Source organism: Streptomyces sp. NPDC101225, assembly GCF_044767585.1.
Classification (GTDB): Bacteria; Actinomycetota; Actinomycetes; order Streptomycetales; family Streptomycetaceae; genus Streptomyces.
This window is the reverse complement of the sequence record NZ_JBIWOE010000012.1, coordinates 12,965-33,938: the sequence shown is the minus strand read 5'-3', so window position 1 is coordinate 33,938 and position 20,974 is coordinate 12,965. Positions and strand designations below refer to the sequence as shown.

General features: G+C 72.5%; 16 protein-coding genes. 3 read left to right on the top strand and 13 right to left on the bottom strand.

Features of this window, described 5'->3' with window-relative positions; all coding sequences use genetic code 11:
* The 12 genes from ACIRPX_RS18925 to ACIRPX_RS18870 form a co-directional block, all read right to left on the bottom strand.
* Nucleotides 1-1,020, bottom strand: a complete 1,020-nt coding sequence (locus ACIRPX_RS18925; protein ID WP_404195490.1) for an ADP-ribosylglycohydrolase family protein — start codon at nt 1,018-1,020, stop codon at nt 1-3.
* Complete coding sequence (locus tag ACIRPX_RS18920) at nt 1,017-1,763, bottom strand: NUDIX hydrolase (protein WP_404195487.1); 747 nt, start codon at nt 1,761-1,763, stop codon at nt 1,017-1,019. The genes ACIRPX_RS18925 and ACIRPX_RS18920 overlap by 4 nt, the downstream gene beginning before the upstream one ends.
* 407 nt (nt 1,764-2,170) lie before the next feature.
* Nucleotides 2,171-2,728, bottom strand: a complete 558-nt coding sequence (locus ACIRPX_RS18915; RefSeq protein WP_404195484.1) for a TIGR03086 family metal-binding protein — start codon at nt 2,726-2,728, stop codon at nt 2,171-2,173.
* 247 nt (nt 2,729-2,975) lie between these two features.
* On the bottom strand, nt 2,976-4,061 hold the full coding sequence (locus tag ACIRPX_RS18910) for a pseudouridine synthase (RefSeq protein ID WP_404195481.1): 1,086 nt from the start codon (nt 4,059-4,061) through the stop codon (nt 2,976-2,978).
* The gene (gene scpB / locus ACIRPX_RS18905) at nt 4,061-4,735 is read right to left on the bottom strand and encodes an SMC-Scp complex subunit ScpB (RefSeq protein ID WP_404195478.1); all 675 of its coding nucleotides are present in this window, start codon (nt 4,733-4,735) and stop codon (nt 4,061-4,063) included. The genes ACIRPX_RS18910 and scpB overlap by 1 nt, the downstream gene beginning before the upstream one ends.
* Entirely contained in the window at nt 4,732-5,877 is a 1,146-nt protein-coding gene (locus ACIRPX_RS18900; RefSeq protein WP_404195475.1) for a segregation and condensation protein A, read from the bottom strand. The genes scpB and ACIRPX_RS18900 overlap by 4 nt, the downstream gene beginning before the upstream one ends.
* An 18-nt stretch (nt 5,878-5,895) precedes the next feature.
* Nucleotides 5,896-6,483 (bottom strand): hypothetical protein, encoded by a 588-nt coding sequence (locus tag ACIRPX_RS18895; protein ID WP_404195472.1) that lies wholly within the window; start codon nt 6,481-6,483, stop codon nt 5,896-5,898.
* Entirely contained in the window at nt 6,468-7,643 is a 1,176-nt protein-coding gene (locus ACIRPX_RS18890) for a ParA family protein (RefSeq protein ID WP_404195469.1), read from the bottom strand. The genes ACIRPX_RS18895 and ACIRPX_RS18890 overlap by 16 nt, the downstream gene beginning before the upstream one ends.
* A 368-nt stretch (nt 7,644-8,011) precedes the next feature.
* Nucleotides 8,012-9,127 (bottom strand): alanine dehydrogenase, encoded by a 1,116-nt coding sequence (gene ald / locus ACIRPX_RS18885; protein ID WP_404195941.1) that lies wholly within the window; start codon nt 9,125-9,127, stop codon nt 8,012-8,014.
* A gap of 141 nt (nt 9,128-9,268) precedes the next feature.
* Entirely contained in the window at nt 9,269-11,338 is a 2,070-nt protein-coding gene (locus tag ACIRPX_RS18880) for a tetratricopeptide repeat protein (RefSeq protein WP_404195466.1), read from the bottom strand.
* 202 nt (nt 11,339-11,540) lie between these two features.
* Nucleotides 11,541-12,167 (bottom strand): NUDIX domain-containing protein, encoded by a 627-nt coding sequence (locus ACIRPX_RS18875; RefSeq protein WP_404195463.1) that lies wholly within the window; start codon nt 12,165-12,167, stop codon nt 11,541-11,543.
* An 84-nt stretch (nt 12,168-12,251) separates the two neighbouring features.
* A complete protein-coding gene (locus ACIRPX_RS18870; RefSeq protein ID WP_404195460.1) occupies nt 12,252-13,913 on the bottom strand; it encodes a CTP synthase in 1,662 nt (553 codons plus the stop codon).
* A 463-nt stretch (nt 13,914-14,376) separates the two neighbouring features.
* On the opposite strand from ACIRPX_RS18870, the gene ACIRPX_RS18865 reads away from it, so the two are divergent.
* From ACIRPX_RS18865 to ACIRPX_RS18855, 3 genes are all read left to right on the top strand, one after another.
* Nucleotides 14,377-16,179 (top strand): glycoside hydrolase family 15 protein, encoded by a 1,803-nt coding sequence (locus ACIRPX_RS18865; protein ID WP_404195938.1) that lies wholly within the window; start codon nt 14,377-14,379, stop codon nt 16,177-16,179.
* Nucleotides 16,180-16,279: 100 nt separating this feature from the next.
* Entirely contained in the window at nt 16,280-17,662 is a 1,383-nt protein-coding gene (locus ACIRPX_RS18860) for an FAD-binding oxidoreductase (protein WP_404195457.1), read from the top strand.
* A gap of 236 nt (nt 17,663-17,898) precedes the next feature.
* Nucleotides 17,899-19,542 carry a PucR family transcriptional regulator gene (locus tag ACIRPX_RS18855; protein ID WP_404195454.1) on the top strand — a complete coding sequence of 548 codons (1,644 nt, stop codon included), beginning with the start codon at nt 17,899-17,901 and terminating at the stop codon, nt 19,540-19,542.
* Between the two features lie 61 nt (nt 19,543-19,603).
* Here the strand turns inward: ACIRPX_RS18855 and ACIRPX_RS18850 are convergent, their stop codons facing one another.
* Nucleotides 19,604-20,740 (bottom strand): glycosyltransferase family 4 protein, encoded by a 1,137-nt coding sequence (locus tag ACIRPX_RS18850; protein ID WP_404195452.1) that lies wholly within the window; start codon nt 20,738-20,740, stop codon nt 19,604-19,606.
* Nucleotides 20,741-20,974 lie beyond the last annotated feature (234 nt).

The following is a 20,974-nucleotide window of genomic DNA, read 5'->3' as shown; positions in this document are numbered from 1 at the left end:
TCAGGAATCCCAGAGGGCCCCGAGGGTCAGCAGGTCGCTCCGGTACTCGATACGGTCGGCCCACTCGGCCGGCCAGGCGTCCGCGCCGGTCCAGGCGCCCGCGAAGGCACCCGCGAGCGCGGCGACGGAGTCCGAGTCGCCGGAGGTGCAGGCGGCCCGCCGCAGGACCGTGACCGGTTCGCCGACGAACAGCAGGAAGCACAGCAGACCGGTCGCCAGGGCCTCTTCGGCGATCCAGCCCGCGCCGGTGGCCAGGCACGGGTCGGTCTCGGGCGAAGCGGTGCGCACGGCGTCCCCGAGGCGGCCGAGGACCTCCAGGCACTCGTCCCAGCCCCGCGCGATGAACGCCCCGGGCGAGACGTCGCCGGCGCGCGTCCACAGGTCGCCGAGCCATGCCTGGTGGTAGTGGCTGCGGTTCTCGACGGCGTACGACCGCAGCCGGCCGACGAGTCCGGTCGGCTCGACGCCCTGGGCGAGCAGCCGTACGGCGTGGGCGGTGAGGTCGGACGCGGCGAGCGCCGTCGGATGCCCGTGCGTCATCGCAGCCTGCAACTGGGCCGCGCCCGCGCGCTGTTCGTCGCTGAGGCCGGGGACGAGGCCGACGGGGGCCACACGCATGTTGGCGCCGCAGCCCTTGGAGTGGACCTGGCTCGCCTCCTGCCAGGGCCGGCCGTCGTCCTCGAGCAGGTGGCAGGCGCGCAGGCAGGTGGCGCCCGGCGCCCGGTCGTTCTCCGGCGACCGGTACCACTTCACGAACTCCTCGCGCAGCGGCCCCTCCAGCCCCGTGGGCGAGAGCACCCCGCGGTCCATGGCCGTGCGCAGCGCATGGCCGAGCGCCAGCGTCATCTGGGTGTCGTCCGTGACGAAGGCGGGCCGCGGCAGCCGCATCTGCCGCCACGGCCCGCACTTGGCGAGGATCGAGGGCACATCGTTGAACTCGGTCGGGAAGCCGAGCGCGTCCCCGAGGGCGAGACCGGTCAGCGCCCCGGTGGCGGCTTGCTTGTCGACGAGGCCGTTCATGCGGGGCGTCCTTCCGGGGACGGTCGGAGAAGGGGCGGGTGCAGGACCGTGGCCGGTCCCGCGCGGTACAGCGCGGCGGGCTTGCCGCGGCCGCCGGTCAGCCGGGCGGCGCCCGGGAGGGGTTCGACGAAGCCGGGCGTGGCGAGCACCTTGCGGCGGAAGTTGGGCCGGTCGAGGGTGGTGCCCCACACCGTCTCGTAGACCTGCTGCAGCTCGCCGAGGGTGAACTCGGGCGGGCAGAAGGCGGTGGCGAGGCAGGTGTACTCGAGCTTGGCGCCGACGCGTTCGTGGGCGTCGGCCAGGATCGCGTCGTGGTCGAAGGCGAGCGGGCCGGCCGAGCCGCACGGCAGCCAGCTCGCGCGTGCCGCGTCCGAGCCGGCGTGCGGCTCGGGCGCGTCGGGCAGCAGCGCGGTGAAGGCGACGGACACGACCCGCATGCGGGGGTCACGGCCGGGCTCGCTGTACGTCCGCAGCTGTTCCAGGTGGAGCCCGGTGACGTCCGACAGGCCGGTCTCCTCGGCGAGTTCGCGCCGCGCCGCGGTCTCGGCCGACTCGCGCGGCTCGACGAAACCGCCGGGCAGTGCCCAGCGGCCGGCGTAGGGCTCCTGCCCGCGCTCGACCAGCAGGACGTGCAGGGCGCCGTCGCGGACGGTGAGGACGGCGAGGTCGACGGTGACGGCGAAGGGCTCGTAGGCGTACTTGTCGTAGCCCGCGTGGTCATGGCCCGCCTGATCGAAGGTCACGCTCACCCACCCCCTTAATGGTCACTACGACTATAAACAGGGTCCGTGTGCTTCCACAAGGCCGGCCGGGGTGAGCGGGCTTCCATGGGCGTGATCCTGGTGGGCACGTGTGCGTGGACGGACCGGGCGCTGATCGGCAGCGGGTGGTATCCGGACGCGGCGGGCCGACCGGGTCCACGTCCTGTCCGGCAAATGCTGCAAAGCCGCCGCGGTCCGTGCCGCCGAGCGCATGCGAGGGCTGCTCGGCGCCGCCCGCGGAGCCGGCACGCGGCCCGCCGGGGCGGCCGGCGAGACGTGAGGGTCCCGGGGGCCGGTGACGAAGGTCCCGCCTGCCCGTCGGGGCCCGGCACGCGCCGCTGCCGCACCGGGCCCCGACGGGCCCGCCCTCCGGGCGGACGACGCGACGGTCAGCACAGGGCCTGGCCGCGCCGGCCCAGGAAGGCCAGCAGCCGCACATCCGGCCCGGCACCCGCCGGCACGGTGGCCGGCCAGGCGAACCGCACGCCCCGGTCCTCGTCGGCGACCACGCACCGCGCGACGGGCAGCAGTGCGCCCGCGAGCGCGGCCGGGATCTGGCGCGTACGCCCGCAGGCCTGCGCGACGTCCCATCCGTGGACGGCGATCTCCACGGACCCCACGGCGGCCATGAGCCGCGTCTCCAGCGGCAGTTCGCCCACCACGACCCGCTCCCCCGGCCCGGCGGCCCAGGCTCCGAGCACGGCGCACGCGCGCGTGCGGAACGCACAGGCGGGATCGGCCCCCTCCGGCTCCCGCGGGAACAGCCCGATCCGCCCGCCCGTCAGCCCCTCGTGCAGGGTGTCCAGCGAGTCGTGGAGATGGCCGAGCAGCGCGCCGAGGTCCCATCCGGGGCACGGCGTGCCGCGTTCCAGCTGTCCGGGGACGACGTCGGCGACGCTGCCGAGCGCGTAGGCGAGCGAACGCTCCAGCAGCTCCCCCGCGTTCACGGCAGCACCCGCGCGGCACGCGCGTCACGGGCCCTCGGCGGCCCCTCGGGCGCCGGTGACGGCCCGCCGGGCGCCGGACACCTCGCCGGGCCCCGCGGCGCCCCCGAACCCGCCCGGGAGGCGATCCTGCCGGAATCGTCGCGGTCCCTCGTCGCAGCCATGTCTGCCACTCCTCTCGCCGGTCACGCAGTACAGACCGGCGAGAGGACGCAAACGCATCGGCCACGACCCGCCGCGACGCGAACCGTCAGAGATCGACCTCCTGCATCAGCATGCCGACCTCGGTGTTGGACAGCCGGCGCAGCCAGCCCGACTTCTGGTCGCCCAGGGTGATCGGCCCGAAGGCCGTGCGCACCAGCTTCTCGACCGGGAAGCCGGCCTCGGCGAGCATGCGGCGCACGATGTGCTTGCGGCCCTCGTGCAGGGTGACCTCGACCAGGTAGTTCTTGCCGGTCTGCTCGACGACCCGGAAGTGGTCCGCGCGCGCGTACCCGTCCTCCAGCTGGATGCCGTCCTTGAGCTTCTTGCCCAGGTCGCGCGGGATCGGGCCGACGATGGCGGCGAGGTAGGTCTTCTTCACGCCGTACTTGGGGTGCGTCAGCCGGTGCGCCAGCTCGCCGTGGTTGGTGAGCAGGATGACACCCTCGGTCTCGGTGTCGAGCCGGCCGACGTGGAAGAGCCGGGTCTCGCGGTTGGTGACGTAGTCGCCGAGGCACTGCCTGCCCTCGGGGTCCTCCATCGTGGAGACGACACCGGCCGGCTTGTTCAGCGAGAAGAACTGGTACGACTGCGTCGCGACGGTCAGGCCGTCGACCTTGACCTCGTCCTTCTCCGGGTCGACCCGCTTGCCCTGCTCCAGCACGATCTCGCCGTTGACCTCGACCCGTGCCTGCTCGATCAGCTCCTCGCAGGCGCGCCGGGAGCCGTAGCCCGCGCGCGCGAGGACCTTCTGCAGCCGTTCGCCCTCCTGCTCGGCGCCCGGGAAGGTCTTGGGCGGCTTGACGTCCTTCTTGCCCGCGTACCGCTCGCGGTTGCGCTCCTCGGCCCGGGCCTCGTACTCGCGCGAGCTGCCGGGCGCGGTACGGCCGCGTCCGCCCTGCTGGGACTGCCTGGGGCCGCCCTTGGCGCCGCCGCGCGCGGAACCGCCGCGCCCGGACTTCGGCCCGTCCTGACTGGCCCCGGGGCCCACGTCGTAGCGGCGCTCCTCGGGGCGGGGCTTGCGGGGACGGCCGCCCTGGCCGCCCTGCTTCTGGTCCCTGTTGTTGCCGGCACCGCGGTGGTTACCGCGCCCGCCGCTCTTGCCGCTACCGCTACCGCTGCCGCTGCTTCGCATCAAAGTTCCGTCGTCGTCGTGTCAGTCGGGGCCGACGTGGGTCCGTCGTCCGGGTCCGGGGCATCCGGATCGAACGACGGTACGGCTTCCTGGGTCTCGGCCTCGATCGCCTCCGCCTCCGGGAGGAAGGGCGCGAGCTCCGGGAGCTCGTCCAGACCGCGCAGGCCCATCCGCTCCAGGAAGTAGTTCGTCGTCGTGTACAGGATCGCACCTGTTTCGGGTTCCGTGCCCGCCTCCTGGACCAGACCCCGCTGCAGGAGGGTGCGCATGACCCCGTCGCAGTTGACTCCTCGTACGGCCGAGACGCGGCTGCGGCTCACCGGCTGGCGGTAGGCGACGACCGCCAGCGTCTCCAGGGCGGCCTGGGTGAGGCGGGCCGTCTGGCCGTCCAGCACGAGCCGCTCGACGGCGGGCGCGTACTCGGCGCGGCTGTAGAAGCGCCAGCCGCCGGCCACGAACCGCAGCTCGAAGCCGCGGCCCTGCACCGCGTAGTCGTCGGCCAGCTCCCGCAGCGCTTTCCCGATCTGCCGCCTGGGCCGCTCCAGGATCTTCGCCAGGTGCTCCTCGCTCGCGGGCTCGTCCACGACCATGAGGACGGCCTCCAGGGCCGGCTTGAGGTCGAGGTCGGCGACGCCGCGGAGCCCTGCCGGGAGTTCCCCGGTCTCCTCGGTCATGTCTTCTTCTCCTCCTTGGGCTCCTCGGGCGGCCGGTCGAACTCGTCGGTGACCATCGGCGTCCCGTCGCCCTCCCCGCCGGTCCAGCGCACGATCAGGTCGCCGAGCGCGGTCTCCTGGTCCAGCGCGACGGCCTTCTCGCGGTACAGCTCCAGCAGTGCCAGGAACCTCGCCACGACGGTCAGGGTGTCGTCGGTGTCCTCCACCAGCGCCCGGAAACTGGCCTCCCCGAGGGCGCGCAGGCGTGCGACCACGATCCCGGCCTGCTCCTGCACGCTCACCAGGGGCGCGTGGATGTGGTCGACGTAGACCTGCGGTTTCGGCCTGGGCTGCATCGCCTTGACCGCCAGCTTCGCGAAGCCCTCGGGGCCGATGCTGATGACCACCTCGGGCAGCAGTTCGGCGTGGTGCGGTTCGAGGCCGACGGTACGGGGGTAGCGGCGGGCCTCCTCCTCCAGTCTCGCGTTGAAGATGTCGGCGATCTGCTTGTACGCGCGGTACTGCAGAAGCCGCGCGAACAGCAGGTCGCGCGCCTCCAGCAGCGCCAGGTCCGCCTCGTCCTCGACCTCGGCGGAGGGCAGCAGCCGGGCGGCCTTCAGATCGAGCAGTGTCGCCGCGACGACCAGGAACTCGGTCGTCTGGTCCAGGTCCCAGTCGGGCCCCATCGCCCGGATGTGCGCCATGAACTCGTCGGTCACCTTCGACAGCGCGACCTCGGTGACGTCCAGCTTGTGCTTGGAGATCAGCTGGAGGAGCAGGTCGAAGGGGCCTTCGAAGTTGGACAGCCGGACCTTGAAGACGCCGTCGTCGGCTTCGCTCTCCTGCTCGGCCGCGCCGTCCTGGGCAGGCGTTCCGTACGGCGGGACGGGTGGGCCCGGCGGCTCACCGGGCTCAGCCGGAGACGCGACCTCGGCAGCGGATTCGCTCTCCGGTTCGACCGGCGGGGTCACAGGCACCGGCGCCGGCTCGGGCTCGACCGGCGGGGTCACAGGCTCGGGCTCGGGCTCGGCCGGCAAAGCCGCAGGTACCGGCTCCGGCTCCACCGGCGGAGCGACGGGCGCCGCCCCCGGCCCCCGCCCGAGCACACGCCGCCGACCGCCGGAGGCACCGGCGCCGGGGGCGGGAGAGTCGTTCGAGCTCATGGCCCCCGCAGGCTATCGCTACCGCCCGCGCAGCCGGCGTACGAGGATGCTCGCGTCCCCGCGGGACTCCAGGTCGGCCAGCACGACGGCGACCGCCTCGCGGACGATACGCCCGCGGTCGACCGCCAGCCCGTGCTCGCCGCGGAGCACCAGACGCGCGTGCTCCAGGTCCATGAGCTCCTCGGCGGAGACGTACACGGTGATCTTCTCGTCGTGCCGCTCGCGCCCACTGGGCCGGCGCGAGGCGGAGGAGCGGCCGCGCTTGCGGGGCTGGGCGTTGCCGGAGGCGGCGGCAGAACCTTCCTGCGCCCCCTGACGTCGCGCGGGGCGCTCCCCGGACGCGGCGCGGCTTCGCGACTCACCGGTGCCGGCCGGCTCCGGCTCCGCCGCCACGTGCTCCGCGCCCTCGCCGTCGCCGCCCTGTGCGGGCACCGATTGCGGGGCGTCCTCGGGCGACGGGGCCACGGCCCCGTCGCTCTCTCCGGCGGGCGCGGGCACACGGGCCTCGCCGTTGGCCCCCCGCCGCGGAGTGGACGGCTGGAGTGCCATTCCCCCTGTCGTACGGAAGAGTTCGTCGGCCCCCGGCAGACTCACTCGGCGTGACACCGGGCGAGCACCTCCCTGGCGAGCTGGCGGTAGGCGGCGGCACCGACGGAGTTGGAGGCGTACGTGGTGATCGGCTCACCGGCGACCGTGGTCTCCGGGAAGCGGACCGTGCGCCCGATGACCGTGTGGTAGACGTGGTCGTCGAACGCCTCGACGACCCGCGCGAGCACCTCACGGCTGTGCACGGTGCGCGAGTCGTACATGGTGGCGAGGATCCCGTCGAGCTCCAGCTCCGGGTTGAGGCGCTCCTGGACCTTCTCGATGGTCTCGGTCAGCAGCGCCACTCCGCGCAGCGCGAAGAACTCGCACTCGAGCGGCACGATCACCTTGTGCGCCGCGGTGAGCGCGTTGACGGTGAGCAGGCCGAGGGAGGGCTGACAGTCGATCACGATGTAGTCGTAGTCGGCCATGAGCGGCTTCAGGGCGCGCTGGAGCGTCGACTCGCGCGCGACCTCGCTCACCAGCTGGACCTCGGCGGCGGACAGGTCGATGTTGCTGGGCAGCAGGTCCATGTTCGGGACCGCCGTCTTCAGGAGCACCTCGTCGGCCGCCATGCCCCGCTCCATGAGCAGGTTGTAGACCGTGAGGTCGAGCTCCATCGGGTTGACGCCGAGGCCCACCGACAGCGCGCCCTGCGGGTCGAAGTCCACGAGCAGCACGCGCCGTCCGTACTCCGCGAGCGCGGCACCCAGGTTGATGGTCGACGTCGTCTTGCCGACGCCGCCCTTCTGGTTGCACATCGCGATGATCTTCGCGGGGCCGTGGTCGGTCAGCGGGCCCGGGATCGGGAAGTACGGCAGCGGACGTCCGGTCGGGCCGACGCGCTCTCGGCGCTGCCGGGCAGCGTCGGGCGCGAGCGTGGCCGCGTACTCGGGGTCGGGCTCGTACTCCGCGTCGGGGTCGTAGAAGTGCCCTTCGGGCAGTTCGTCGTAGTCGGCGAAATGGTTGTGGGGCGCGCCACTTCCGTCGCCGGCCATGGCGTTCACGTGATGGCCATCCATGCTCTGGTGTGCAGTCCGGGTCATCTGCGGACCCGGGCTCTGGTGGGCTGCGAAGGTGCGCACAGCTACGGAGCCGACAGCCTCGAACCCCGCGGGACCCTGGTCCCGTACAGGCGCTCCTGGTTGACCACCCCCGGGAGAAAATGTCGACTCATTCACAAGTCGTCTTACCTCCTTGGTGACCAGGAAACTTCTAGACAGGTCAGCGTGGCATCATGCCGACGGTTGGCGACTCTATGGCGTGTCGGGCGTCCGCAGCAACACAATCCGCCGGACCCGGCAGGATGTGTCGGCAATGAAACATCCCTCTGTCAAGGGCGTACGGCCGTCGCACGGCAGGTTTCGCCGGTGTGCGAATCGACCAAAGGGTTACGTTCGAGGCGAGTTGACCGAGAGCCGCAAAGTGACCATACACACATCCGGCCGGACCTTGTGGGGCAAGGTCCGGCCGTGTGCGCGATGTTGACGACCTGTGTTGACGTATCGCCTTTTACCGAATGGTGACTTAGCGGCCGCAGAGCGTCCGGTCAGCCGAGCAGGGTCTCGAGCTCGACGTGCTCCAGGCCGTGCGCCTCCGCGACCTCGCGGTAAACGACCTTGCCGTCATGCGTGTTGAGGCCCTTGGCCAGGGCGGGGTCGCGGCGCAGTGCCTCGACCCAGCCGCGGTTGGCCAGTTCGACGATGTAGGGCAGCGTGGCGTTGGTGAGCGCGTAGGTGGAGGTGTTGGGCACCGCGCCCGGCATGTTGGCGACGCAGTAGAAGACCGAGTCGTGGACCGTGAAGGTCGGCTCGGCGTGGGTGGTCGGACGCGAGTCCTCGAAGCAGCCGCCCTGGTCGATCGCGATGTCGACAAGGACACTTCCCGGCTTCATGCGCGCCACGAGCTCGTTGGTGACCAGCTTGGGGGCCTTGGCGCCCGGGATGAGGACGGCGCCGATGACCAGGTCGGCGTCCAGGACGGCCTTCTCCAGCTCGAAGGAGTTGGACATGATCGCCCGGACCTTGGTGCCGAACACCTTGTCCGCCTCGCGCAGCTTGTTGATGTCGCGGTCGAGCAGCGTGACGTGGAAGCCCATGCCGACGGCGATCTGGGTGGCGTTCCAGCCGGAGACGCCGCCGCCGATGACGACGGCCTTCGCGGGCTGGGTGCCGGGGACGCCGCCGGGCAGCACGCCGCGGCCGCCGTTGAAGCGCATGAGGTGGTAGGCGCCGACCTGCGGGGCCAGCCGGCCCGCGACCTCGGACATGGGGGCGAGCAGCGGCAGCGCGCGGCTGGGGAGCTCGACCGTCTCGTAGGCGATCGCCGTGGTGCCGGACCCGACGAGCGCGTCCGTGCACTCCTTGGAGGCGGCCAGGTGCAGGTAGGTGAAGAGCGTCTGGTCCTTGCGGAGGCGGTGGTACTCCTCCGCGATGGGCTCCTTGACCTTCAGCAGCAGGTCCGCGGTGGCCCACACCTCGTCGGCCGTCTCCAGGATCCGCCCGCCTGCGGCGACGTACTCCTCGTCCGGGATCGACGAGCCGACGCCGGCGCCGCGCTCGATGACGACCTGGTGGCCGTTGCGCACCAGCTCGTGCACTCCGGCGGGGGTGATGGCCACCCGGAACTCGTTGTTCTTGACCTCGCGGGGAATGCCGACCTTCACGTCGATCACGGTCCTTGGCTCGTGGATGGGGCAATACAACACATACCCAGGCATGCAGGAGCACACCGGGAGACACCGCAGGAGAAGGTGCGGCAGAGCCAGTTTAATGAAGGTGTTCCCGCTGTCTAGCCTTTCATTGCATCAATCTTCAGCGGATGCACTGCGGATTTCGCAGGCATCACCGTCCTGTTTCACGTCTTCGATCTTCGCCGGACCCTCCGCGTCCTGCGACTCCTCGCCCAGCAGCCGCTCCGCGGCGCTGCGGTGCAGCTGTGCCGAGGCGGGGTCACCGAGGCGTTCGAGCGTGTCCGCGAGCCGCAGCTGGAGCGCCGCCTGCAGCCGCACGTCCTCGGCCCGGCGGGCCAGCTCCACCGCCTCGTGACAGGTGAGCAGCGACTCCTCGGGCCGTCCGGCGTACTCCTGGACCCGGGCGACCTCGCTCAACGCCCGCGCGTGGGCGGCCACGTCGCCGCCCTTGCGGTACCCGGCGATCGCGGCGCGCCAGCCGCGCAGGGCCTCCCCGTAGCGGCCCGCGTAGGTGTGGGCCACGGCGATCCGTCCGTAGAGCCGGGCCGCGCCCTCGCGCTGCTCCCGGGCCAGGCACTCGGCGAGGGCGCGGCCGAACCAGTCGGCGGCCCGGTCGTAGTCCCCGAGCTCCAGGTGCGCGCCGCCTACGGATTCCATCGCGCGACCGGTCGCATACGGGTCGTTCGCCCTGCGTCCGGCGTCCAGCGCTGCCCGATAGCGCACCAGCGCGTCCCGGGTACGGCCGGTCCGGGCGTCCAGGTCGCCGAGGTTCAGCAGGGCCGCGGCCTGCTCCCGGGGCAGCTTCCGCCGTTCGGCGACGTCCAGCACCAGCCGGTGGATGCCGTACAGATCGGGGGCGGCGGCCCGGGTGCCGAAGTGCGCGACCATGGCCTTGACCAGCTGCGACATCAGCCGGCGGGCAAGGGTGTCCAGCTCCCCGTCCGCGACGGCGAGCCGGGCCGCGGCCAGCAGCGCGGGCCTGCGGATGCGCAGCCACTCCTCGGCGGCCCGAGGATGCGGGAAGCGCACGGAGGGCGGCATCGCCTGGAGCTTCTCGCGCGCCTCGGCGTCGTCGGTCTCCGTGATCGTCCGGCAGGACTGCAGCAGCCGCACCGTCCGCTCCAGCATGCGGGCGCGGGCCAGCTGCAGCTCACCGGGCCGGTCCAGGGTCTCGGTCAGCCGCTTCAGCAGGGGATACAGGCAGCCCGGCACCTCGTACTGGGGCAACGGCGACCGGACCTGCCGCAGCAGGCCGAGGGTGACGAAGCCGTCCAGCGCGGCGCGGGCGTCGTTCACCGAGCAGCCGGCCAGCGCGGAGGCGGTGTGCGGGTCGACCTGGCCGGCCGGGGCGAGGGCGAGCAGCCGCAGCGTCCGGGCGGTCGCCGCGGGCAGGGAGGCGTGGACGAGCCGGAAGACCCGGCTGAGCGGAGTACCCTCGTCACCCTCCGTGTGCAGCTGCTTGGCGAGGTCGGCGACGGTCGCCTTGGGGCGGGTGGCGAGCCAGCCGCCGGCCAGCCTGAGCGCGGCCGGCTGGGCCTGGCACTCCTCGGCGAGGCTCTCGGCCGCCCGGGGGTCGACGGTGATGCGGACCGAGCCGGTGTGCCGGCTGAGCAGCTCCACCGCGGACTTGGTGTCGAGGCCGCCGAGGGTGCAGGGGCGGACGTCGGAGATCCCCGTGAGCGGGCCCCCGGATACGGCCACGACCAGGCACTCCGGCGTGTCCGGCAGCAGCGCGTCGACCTGCGCGGCGTCGGCCGCGTCGTCGAGCAGGACCAGGGCCCGGCGGTCGGCGAGGGCCGTGCGCAGCTCACCGGCCAGGTCGTCCTCCGAGGCTCCGGCGGGGGCGGTCAGCTCCAGCGCGGCGAGCAGTTCGCGAGCGGCCTGGGCGACGGGGACGGGCGTGCCGTCGTGGCCGCTCAGCCGCGCCCGGAGCACTCCGTCGTCGTAACGGTCCGCCACCTGGCGCACCAGTTCCTCGGCGAGTGCGGTGCGGCCGGAACCGGGCCTGCCCGCGATGAGCAGCACGCGCGCGCGTGGGGCCTTGCGGCCGGAGAGGGTGTCCAGCCCCGCGCGCTCGATGTCCGCGCGAAGCTCCTTCAACTCCCTTGTACGGCCGAGGAATCGGCTCTCTTCAGCGCGCCCCGCCGGCCGTACACCGTCTGTGTCCACCGCCTGATCCGTCACGGGCCACACTCCCGTCCCACCGCACGCGCAAGCCCGCCGGGACTCCGGTTCGGGCGTGTTCAGAGCCTAGTTCACGCTCTGCTACGTTCCGTGCGGAGCGCGGCGGACAGGTCCCCCGATCGGATCAGCCGATGGTCACACCGGCAGGAGGACGGGGCGGGAACGGTGCAACGGGTGCGGAACAGCGCGGGGAGCGGTGCGTTCAGGACTCGAAGGGGCGCGCGGGCCACGGCGCCTCCGCCGGGCGCAGAGCGCCGAGCCCGTCCCCGTGCTGCGCGGCGACCAGCGAAAGGACACCGACGACAAGGCAGTTGTTGTGCAGCTCGCCCGCCAGCACGCCCCGTACGAGATCGTCGAGGGGCACCCGCGCGAGCTCCATGTCGGCCTCCTCGTGCTCGACCTCGAAGCGGTCGCCCTCGGCCTCGGACAGGTCGCGGGCGAGGAAGATCCGCACGGCCTCGTCGCAGCCGCCGGGGGTGGTGTAGACGTCGGTCAGCACCCGCCAGTCCTCGGCCTTGACGTGCGCCTCCTCGTAGAGCTCGCGCTGGGCGGCGTGCAGCGGGTTCTCGCCGGGGATGTCGAGCAGGCCGGCCGGGATCTCCCACAGCTTCTGGCGCACGGGGTGGCGGTACTGGCGGATGACCACGACCCGCCCCGCGGCGTCGAGGGCGAGGACGGCGACCGATCCGGGGTGGACCTGGTAGTCGCGGCGGACCACGTGGCCGTCAGGCATGACCACGTCGTCGGTTCGGACGGAGGTCTTGTTGCCCACGAAGGGGGTCTCCGTCGCCCGGATCTCCCACTCCTGCGGGGTGTCCCTGATCGTCATGCCCTGTCCTTCCCCACGTGCAAAATGAAGCCGGGGTGCTCACCTTTTGAATGCGAGCGCCCCGGCCACCGTACAACTGTCGTGCTACTCGGAACTCTTGCCCTCGTCCTGGCGCCGGACGGCGGCCTTCACCAGACCGGCGAACAGCGGGTGCGGGCGGGTCGGGCGCGAACGCAGCTCGGGGTGGGCCTGGGTCGCCACCAGATAGGGGTGCGTCTCGCGCGGGTACTCCACGTACTCCACCAGCTTGCCGTCGGGCGACGTGCCGGAGAACAGGACGCCGGCCTTCTTCTCCAGCTCCGCGCGGTAGGCGTTGTTGACCTCGTACCGGTGACGGTGCCGCTCCTCGACGTACTCCTTTCCGTCGTACACCTCGCGCACGATCGAGCCCTCGGCCAGCTTCGCCGGGTACATGCCCAGGCGCATGGTGCCGCCCATGTCGCCCTCGCCGGCGACGATGTCGAGCTGCTCCGCCATGGTGGAGATCACCGGGTGGCCGGTGGCCGAGTCGAACTCGGTGGAGTTGGCGTCGGTGATGCCGGCCAGGTTGCGCGCGGCCTCGATCACGATGCACTGCAGGCCCAGGCAGAGGCCGAGCAGCGGGACCCGGTTCTCCCGGGCGTACTTGATCGCGCCGACCTTGCCGAGCACACCGCGGTCGCCGAAACCGCCCGGGATGCAGATGCCGTCGACGTCGGCGAGCTGCGCCGCGGCGCCGGCCGGGGTCTTGCAGTCGTCCGAGGTGACCCACTTGATCTTCACCCGGGCCCGGTTGGCGAAGCCGCCCGCGCGCAGCGCCTCGATGACCGAGAGGTAGGCGTCGGGCAGGTCGATGTACTTGCCGACCAGGGCGAGGGTGACCTCGTGGTCGGGCTTGTGGACGCGGTCGAGCAGGTCGTCCCAGGTCGTCCAGTCGACGTCGCGGAAGGGCAGGTCCAGCTTGCGGACGACATAGGCGTCCAGGCCCTCGCCGTGCACGGTCTTCGGGATGTCGTAGATGGAGCGGGCGTCGGGGCAGGCCACCACGGCGGCCTCGTCGACGTCGCACATCAGCGAGATCTTGCGCTTGATCGCGGTGGGCACCTCGCGGTCGCAGCGCAGCACGATGGCGTCCGGCTGGATACCGATGTTGCGCAGCGCCGCAACCGAGTGCTGCGTCGGCTTCGTCTTCAGCTCTCCCGAGGGGCCGATGTACGGCAGGAGCGAGATGTGAACGACGAAGACGTTGTCCCGGCCGACCTCGTGGCGCACCTGGCGGACGGTCTCCAGGAAGGGCAGCGACTCGATGTCGCCGACCGTGCCGCCGACCTCGGTGATGACGACGTCCACCTCGTCGGTGGCCATGCGGCGGATACGGTGCTTGATCTCGTTGGTGATGTGCGGGATGACCTGCACGGTGTCGCCCAGATACTCGCCGCGCCGCTCCTTTGCGATCACCGTCGAGTAGACCTGGCCTGTAGTGACATTGGCGGAGCCGTCCAAGTCACGGTCCAGGAAGCGCTCGTAGTGTCCGATGTCCAGGTCCGTCTCGGCGCCGTCGTTCGTGACGAACACCTCACCGTGCTGGAAGGGGTTCATCGTGCCCGGGTCGACGTTCAGGTACGGGTCGAGCTTCTGCATCACCACGCGCAGGCCGCGGGCCTTGAGCAGCATGCCGAGACTGGAGGCGGTGAGGCCCTTGCCGAGCGAGGAGGCGACACCCCCGGTGACGAAGATGTGCTTGGTCGTCGAGGATTTGGGCGGCATGGCCAAAGGGGGCTCCCGTGGTCGCGGTCTGGGGTGCGGTTCCGGGGTTTTCTCGCCCACCGGTCCACGGGCTACCAGGGTATCAGCGCCCGGAGGAGATGGCTTCCGGCCACGCTCCGCACACGCGTCACCACGGACCCGCACGGTCTCCCTGGTTTCTCACCCGCTGCTCACCCGTTCGGCCTACCCGGGTTGTCGCGAGGGGCACACAGATCATCTACGTGCGTCGTATCCTGCTCGGACACTCGCTGCCGAGCCCGGCCGGCAACACGGCACCACCCCCGTCCGTTTGCTCCGGAACAACGAGAGCTCGTCAGTTCGTTGAGCAGAAATCGTCGTTTTGCCACACGGCTGGACGCCTGCTTTGCTTCACCGCTCAACGACGCATGGAAAAAACCCCTTGACCGACTTGGCGACAGCCCCCGTATGGGGGTCTGACGTGGCCGTTCGACTGGAGTTGCACGTGGCCGGGCGCATCGAAGACTACGCACTCATCGGAGACATGCAGACCGCTGCCCTGGTCTGCCGGGACGGCACAGTCGACTGGCTGTGCCTGCCCCGCTTCGACTCGCATGCCATCTTCGCCGGCCTGCTGGGCACTGAGGAGCACGGCTTCTGGCGCCTCGGGCCGGCGCACGCCTCCGACGCGGAGCCGCCCACCGCGGCCCGGCGCAGCTACCGCGGCGACTCTCTGATCCTGGAGTCGGAGTGGGACACCCCGCGCGGCACGGTCCGGGTGACCGATTTCATGCCCCCGCGTGACGGCGCGCCGCAGCTGATCCGCATCGTCGAGGGCCTCTCGGGCCGCGTCCCGATGCGCTCCGCCCTGCGGATGCGGTTCAGCTACGGGCGCGTGGTGCCGTGGGTGCACAAGCACGACGGGCGCACGGTCGCCGTGGCGGGCCCGGACTCGGTGTGGTTCGACACCGAGTGCGAGACCTACGGCAAGTCCCTGACCACGTACTCGGACTTCACGGTCGCTCCGGGTGACCGGATCGCGTTCACGATCTCGTGGGAGCCCTCGCACAAGCAGCCGCCCGCGCTGCCGGAGCCGGAGGGCTCGCTCCAGGCCACGGAGGACTTCTGGCGCGAATGGGTGGAGCACTGCACGTACCACGGCCCGTACCGCGAGGCCGTGATCCGCTCCCTGATCACGCTGAAGGCCCTGACGTACGCGCCGACCGGCGGCATCGTCGCCGCGCCCACCACCTCCCTGCCCGAGGACATCGGCGGCGTCCGCAACTGGGACTACCGCTACACCTGGCTGCGGGACGCGGCCATCACCCTCTCCTCGCTGCTGCGCACCGGCTACCGCGAGGAGGCCCGCGCCTGGCGCGAGTGGCTGCTGCGCGCGGTGGCCGGCGACCCCGAGAACCTGCAGATCATGTACGGCATCGCGGGCGAGCGCGAGCTCGGTGAGGCGGAGCTGGACTGGCTGCCCGGGTACGAGAACTCCGCGCCGGTGCGGGTCGGCAACGGCGCCGCACACCAGCTCCAGCTGGATGTGTACGGCGAGGTCACCGAGGCCCTGCACCTCGGCCACATGACCGGCCTGGCCCGCAACGACTACGCCTCGCTGCTCCAGCTCAAGCTGATCCGCTACCTGGAGCAGCACTGGGAGGAGCCCGACGAGGGCATCTGGGAGGTGCGCGGCCCGCGCCGGCACTTCGTGCACTCCAAGGTCATGGCCTGGGTCGCCGTCGACCGCACCATCAAGCTCCTGGAGTCCGGGGAGGCCGACGGCCCCCTGGAGCGCTGGCGCCGGCTGCGCGACGACATCCACCGGGACGTGTGCGAGAAGGGGTACGACAAGGAGCGCAACACCTTCACGCAGTCGTACGGCTCGAAGGAGCTGGACGCGTCGCTGCTGCTGATCCCGCAGATGGGCTTCCTGCCGCCGGACGACAAGCGCGTGATCGGGACCATCGAGGCGATCCAGCGTGAGCTGTCCACCACGGACGGCTTCATCCTGCGCTACCCGACGGAAGGCTCCAGCGAGGGCGTCGACGGCCTGCCCGGTGACGAAGGGGCCTTCCTGGCCTGCTCGTTCTGGATGGCCGACGACCTGGCGATGATCGGCCGCGTGGACGAGGCCCGCAAGCTGTTCGAGAAGCTGCTCGCGCTCCGCAACGACCTGGGCCTGCTCGCCGAGGAGTGGGACCCGCACCTGCAGCGCCAGGTCGGCAACTTCCCGCAGGCCTTCAGCCATGTGCCGCTGATCGACACCGCCCTGCGCCTGACGGCGTCCGGGGCCTACGGCGGCTGACCTTACGGATCGGTGACGGGGCGGTGGTCCGGCGCGACCGCCGCCTCGTACCCACTTAGGGTGGAATTATTCCTATTGCCCCTTCCGGAAGGGGGCGGCCATGGCTTCCCTCTCGAAGGCGGGCGCGGCTCTCGCCGCGCTGCGCGAGGATCTCGTCGGCGACCTGTTCGCTCCGGGGGATCCGGGCTACGACGAGGCCCGGACGGTTTTCAACGCGATGATCGACCGCCGTCCGGCGGCCATCGCCCAGTGCGCGAACGAGGCCGACGTGGTGCGGTCGGTGCGCTTCGCGCGGGAGCTGGACCTGCCGGTGGCGGTGCGCGGGGGCGGGCACAGCGTGGCCGGCATGGCGGTCAACGACGACGGACTGGTGATCGATCTGCGCCGTCTGCGCGCGGTCACCGTCGATTCCGCGGACCAGGCGGTACGGGTCGCGGGCGGCGCCACGATGAGCGAGCTGGACCGGGCCACCCAGCCGTACGGCCTGGCCACCACGGGCGGCCGGGCCTCCACCACCGGCGTCGGCGGGTTCGTCCTGGGCGGCGGCTCCGGCTGGCTGGACCGCTGCTGCGGGCTGGCCGTCGACAACCTTCTCGGCGTCGAGCTGGTCACCGCGGACGGGACCCTCGTGCAGGCGAGCGCCGACGAGAACCCCGAGCTGTTCTGGGCGCTGCACGGCGGCGGGGGCAACTTCGGCGTCGCCACGGCGATCACCCTCAAGCTGCACGAGCTGCCCCGGTTCTCCATCGCGCTGATCGTGTGCCTGCCGGAGCACGGCCCCGAGGCGGTACGCACCTACCGCGACGTGATCGAGACCGCGCCGGTCGAGGCGAGCGGCGCGGTGCTGTACTTCACCGGCCCGCCCGACGCGTTCGTACCGCCCCACCTGGTCGGCACGATGCTGTGCGGGGTGCTGCTGACCTACGCGGGCGCCGAGGACGGCCTGCGCAAGCTGGCCGAGCCGCTGCTCGCGCTGCCGCACGAGACGGAGATCGTCGGGGCGATGCCGTACGCCGACGTGCAGTGCATGCTCGACGATCCGCCCGGCCTGCGGAACTACTGGTCGGCGGAGTACCTGACCGGCGCCCCCGACGACTTCGTGAGCGCCTTCTGCTCCCTGGCGGACTCGCTGCCGGTGCCGACCGGCAGCCAGCACATCCTGTGGCCGCAGGGCGGCGCCATCGCCGACGGGCCGCGCGAGTACCCCGTGCCCTACCGGGACGCTCCCTGGGGCGTGCATCCGTTCGGGATCTGGGAGGACCCGGCGGACGACGAGCGCTGCATCGCGTGGGTGCGCGGTGTGCGGGAGACGGTGCGCCCGTGGAGCACCGGCGACGTGTACCTCAACTTCATCGGCGACGAGGGCACGGAGCGGGTCGTGGCGGGCCTCGGTGCCGAGAACACCCGGCGGCTGGCCCAGGTGAAGCGCCAGTACGACCCGGACAACGTGTTCCGCTTCAACCACAACATCAGGCCGGACTGAGCGCGGTCAGGGGCCGCTCCCCCGCCGGGTCGGCGGCGGTCGCCGGCACCAGCGCGATCTCGTCGAGCCCGGCCTCCGCGTGGGCGGCGACCCGCGCGCACCGTGTCCGGGCCGCAGCCCGGGCCGGCTTCCGCGGCGGCCGCGGCGGGCAGCGCTCGCCATCCGGCCGGCCCGGCCGTGACCGCCGTGACCGCCCGGAGATGTCGTGCGGGCATCCGCGCAGGTAGCGTCCGGCTATGCACAGCGGCACGGAACGCAGATTCGAGTCCCACGGCGCCGGGATCACCGTCCAGCGGGCGCTGGAGCTGCCCGGTCTGCGCAGCGGGCTGCCGGAGGTGCTCGCGGGCGCCGACCGGCTGCAGCGCACCGTGCGCTGGGTGCACGCGGGCGAGGTGCCGAACATCGCCTCGCTGCTGAAGGGCGGCGAGCTGCTGCTGACCACGGGTTACGGGCTCGGTACGCGGCCGGCCGACCAGCGGGCGTTCGTGCGCACCCTGGCCGAGCGCGGCATCGCGGCCCTCGTCGTGGAGCTCGGCCCGCGCTTCGCCCGCCTGCCCGCCGCGCTCGTCGACACGGCGCGCGCGGCCGGGCTCCCGCTCGTCCAGCTGCACCGCGAGGTGCCCTTCGTGACGGTCACGGAGGAGATCCACACCGAGATCGTCAACGGCCACTACGCGCTGCTCCAGCAGGCGGAGGAGGTGCACCGCCGCTGCACCGAGGCTCTGCTCGGCGGTGGCGGGGTGCCGCAGGTGCTCGGCATCCTGGCCGGCTTCGGCGGCAACCCCGTCTTCCTGGAGACGACCGACGGGCAGCTGCTGTACGCCGCCGGCTCCGGGCCCGAGGGCGCGGACCCGCTCCAGGTGTGGGAGGGGCTGCGCGGCCAGCACAAGGACACGCCGCCGCCGTCCGGTTCGGTGCTCGTGGACGTGCCCGGGGGCGGACCCGGCACGGGTTCGGTGCGGGCGCGCCTGGTCCTGCTTCCGGTACGGGCCCCGCTGGCGCCGGTGCACCGCATGGCGGCCGAGCGGGCGGCGGGCATCCTGGCGGTCGTCCTGATGCAGGCACGGCAGGAGGAGGAGCTGGCGGCGCGCGGCCGCGGCGACTTCCTCACCGACCTCGCCGAGGGCCGGATCACCGCCGAGGACGCGCCCGCGCAGGCGCGCGTGCTGGGCTTCAAGCCGGGCGACAGCCCGCTGCTGCCCGTCGTGATGCGGCTGGGCGACGCCCTCGCCCCGGGCGGCGGCTGGGCGGTGCTGGCGCGCGCGGTCTCCGAGGAGCTGGCCTCCGTCGGCGTCCCGGTCCTGCTCGGCGTACGGCCCGTCGAGGGCCGCGTGCTCGTCCTGCTGGGCCTGCGGTCGGAGCCGGAGCGCCCGGCGGTCGCGGACCGGGTCGCGGCGGCGCTGCGGGCGGGCGTGGAGCGGGCCGGGATGCACCGGCCCGGGGCCCGGCCGCCGGTGGTGGTCGTCGCGGTGGCGGGCGGCTGGGCGGCGGCGTCGGCGGGCCTGAGACACGCGGCGGAGACGGCGACGGCGGCTCAGGGCCTGTCGGACCGCCCCTGGTACGACGCCCGCCGCCTGGACATCGACCTGCTGCTGTGGCGGCTGCGCGACCACCCCGACCTGGCGGCCTTCGTGGAGCGTGCGATCGGCCCGCTCCGCGACCACGACGACCGCTCCCGGCCGCCCCTGCTGCCCACGCTGGAGACGTACCTGGCGCACGCGGGCCGCAAGGCGGAGACCGCCCGGGAACTCCATCTCAACCGGCAGACCCTCTACAACCGCCTCGCCCGCATCGGCGAGTTGCTCGGCACGGACCTCGACGACCCGCAGACGGTCATGGCGTTGAGCCTGGCCCTGCAAGCGCGCCGGCACGTGCCCTAGGGGCGTGTGGCCGGGAAGGTTCACCGGCTGACCTTCCCGGCCACAGCACTGGCCGAACGGCTCAGATCAGCACCCGCGGCAGCGTCAACTCGTCGTAGACACTCAGCACGTGGGCGACCGTCTCGTCCTCGGTCGGCCAGGTGGCGGCCTGGCGGGTGCCCCTGTCCCTGAGTTCCTCGCACCGGCCGGGGTCGCCGAGCAGCCCGGTCACGGCGTCGGCGAGCGCCTCGGCGTCGCCGTACGGGACGAGTTCGGCGGCGTCGCCGACGAGTTCGGGGATGCCGCCGACACGGGTGGCGACGAGCGGCACGCGCGCGTGGAGGGCCTCCTGCGCGAGCACGGAGCGCGACTCCCAACTGCTGGGCAGCAGGGCGACGTCGGCGGCCCGGAGCAGTTGCGCGGCGTCCTCGCGCCGTCCGATGAGCCGCACGGGCAGGCCCTCGTCCTCGATACGGCGCTGCAGGACCGGCCGCAGCGGGCCCTCGCCCGCGATCACCACCAGCGGCACGGGGTCGAGGCGCCGCCACGCGCGCGTGGCGTCCAGCAGGGTGCCGTAGCCCCGGTGCGGGTCGAGGGACCCGACCGCCATCAGCAACGGGCGCTCGGTGGCGCCGAGTTCGGCCCGGACCTTCAGGCCCGGGCGGTCGGGGTCCTCCGCGTCGGGGGACCGGCGCGGCGCCGGCAGGGCGACCGCGGCGAGCCGCGCGTCCCGCGCTCCGCTCCTGCGGGCCCGGTCCACGAGGTCGGAGGAGGCGCCGAGCACCACGGTGGCCGCCTTGACGACCCGCCGCTCCAGGAGGCGCAGCAGATGGGCGCGGGCGCCCTCGGCGTGGGCGCGGTCGTGCCAGGTGACGACGAACGGGGTGCGCCGGCCGCTGAGCGCGAGCGCGGCGCGGAAGGAGGCGTGCAGCCCGTGCGCGTGCACCAGGTCGGCGTCGGCGCAGGCCGCCCGCAGCGCGGCCACCGCTCCCGGGTCGCTGCTGCGCGGTACGTGCACGTGTTCGGCGCCGGTGCCCGTGAAGTCGTAGGTGTGATCGGCCTCGCCGGGGGCGCACACGGTGACCCGCACGCCCCGCGCGACCAGACCCGACGCCAGCGACCGCACGTGCGCGCTGCTGTGGGCGTTGCCGCCGCCCAGCACCTGCACGGTGCGCAGCGACGACTGGCCGTGCGGTGAGTGGCTGCTCACGGGGCTCACGTGGCCGGGGCTCCTGGTTCGGCGTCGGGCGGTCACGACGAAAGTACAGAGGGAACGGGCGGAGGGGGTGTACCGCTCGGTTTCCTCCACGTACGACGTCAAGGATGCCAGCACGCACGGGTGTTCCGGAAACGTGGCGGCGGTGCGCGGGCCGCGCGACGGTGGGGTTGGTCACTCACACGGGTGAAGCACGGGGCGGCGCCCGTGAAGGCGGAGCCCATTGCGTCACACGCT

Excerpts from the sequence above, each read along its gene's own strand:
- ACIRPX_RS18925 (WP_404195490.1), bottom strand. The coding sequence starts at position 1,020 with ATGAACGGCCTCGTCGACAAGCAAGCCGCCACCGGGGCGCTGACCGGT.
- ACIRPX_RS18910 (WP_404195481.1), bottom strand. The coding sequence starts at position 4,061 with ATGCGAAGCAGCGGCAGCGGTAGCGGTAGCGGCAAGAGCGGCGGGCGC.
- scpB (WP_404195478.1), bottom strand. The coding sequence starts at position 4,735 with ATGACCGAGGAGACCGGGGAACTCCCGGCAGGGCTCCGCGGCGTCGCC.
- ACIRPX_RS18900 (WP_404195475.1), bottom strand. The coding sequence starts at position 5,877 with ATGAGCTCGAACGACTCTCCCGCCCCCGGCGCCGGTGCCTCCGGCGGT.
- ACIRPX_RS18875 (WP_404195463.1), bottom strand. The coding sequence starts at position 12,167 with ATGACGATCAGGGACACCCCGCAGGAGTGGGAGATCCGGGCGACGGAG.
- ACIRPX_RS18870 (WP_404195460.1), bottom strand. The coding sequence starts at position 13,913 with ATGCCGCCCAAATCCTCGACGACCAAGCACATCTTCGTCACCGGGGGT.
- ACIRPX_RS18860 (WP_404195457.1), top strand. The coding sequence starts at position 16,280 with ATGGCTTCCCTCTCGAAGGCGGGCGCGGCTCTCGCCGCGCTGCGCGAG.
- ACIRPX_RS18855 (WP_404195454.1), top strand. The coding sequence starts at position 17,899 with ATGCACAGCGGCACGGAACGCAGATTCGAGTCCCACGGCGCCGGGATC.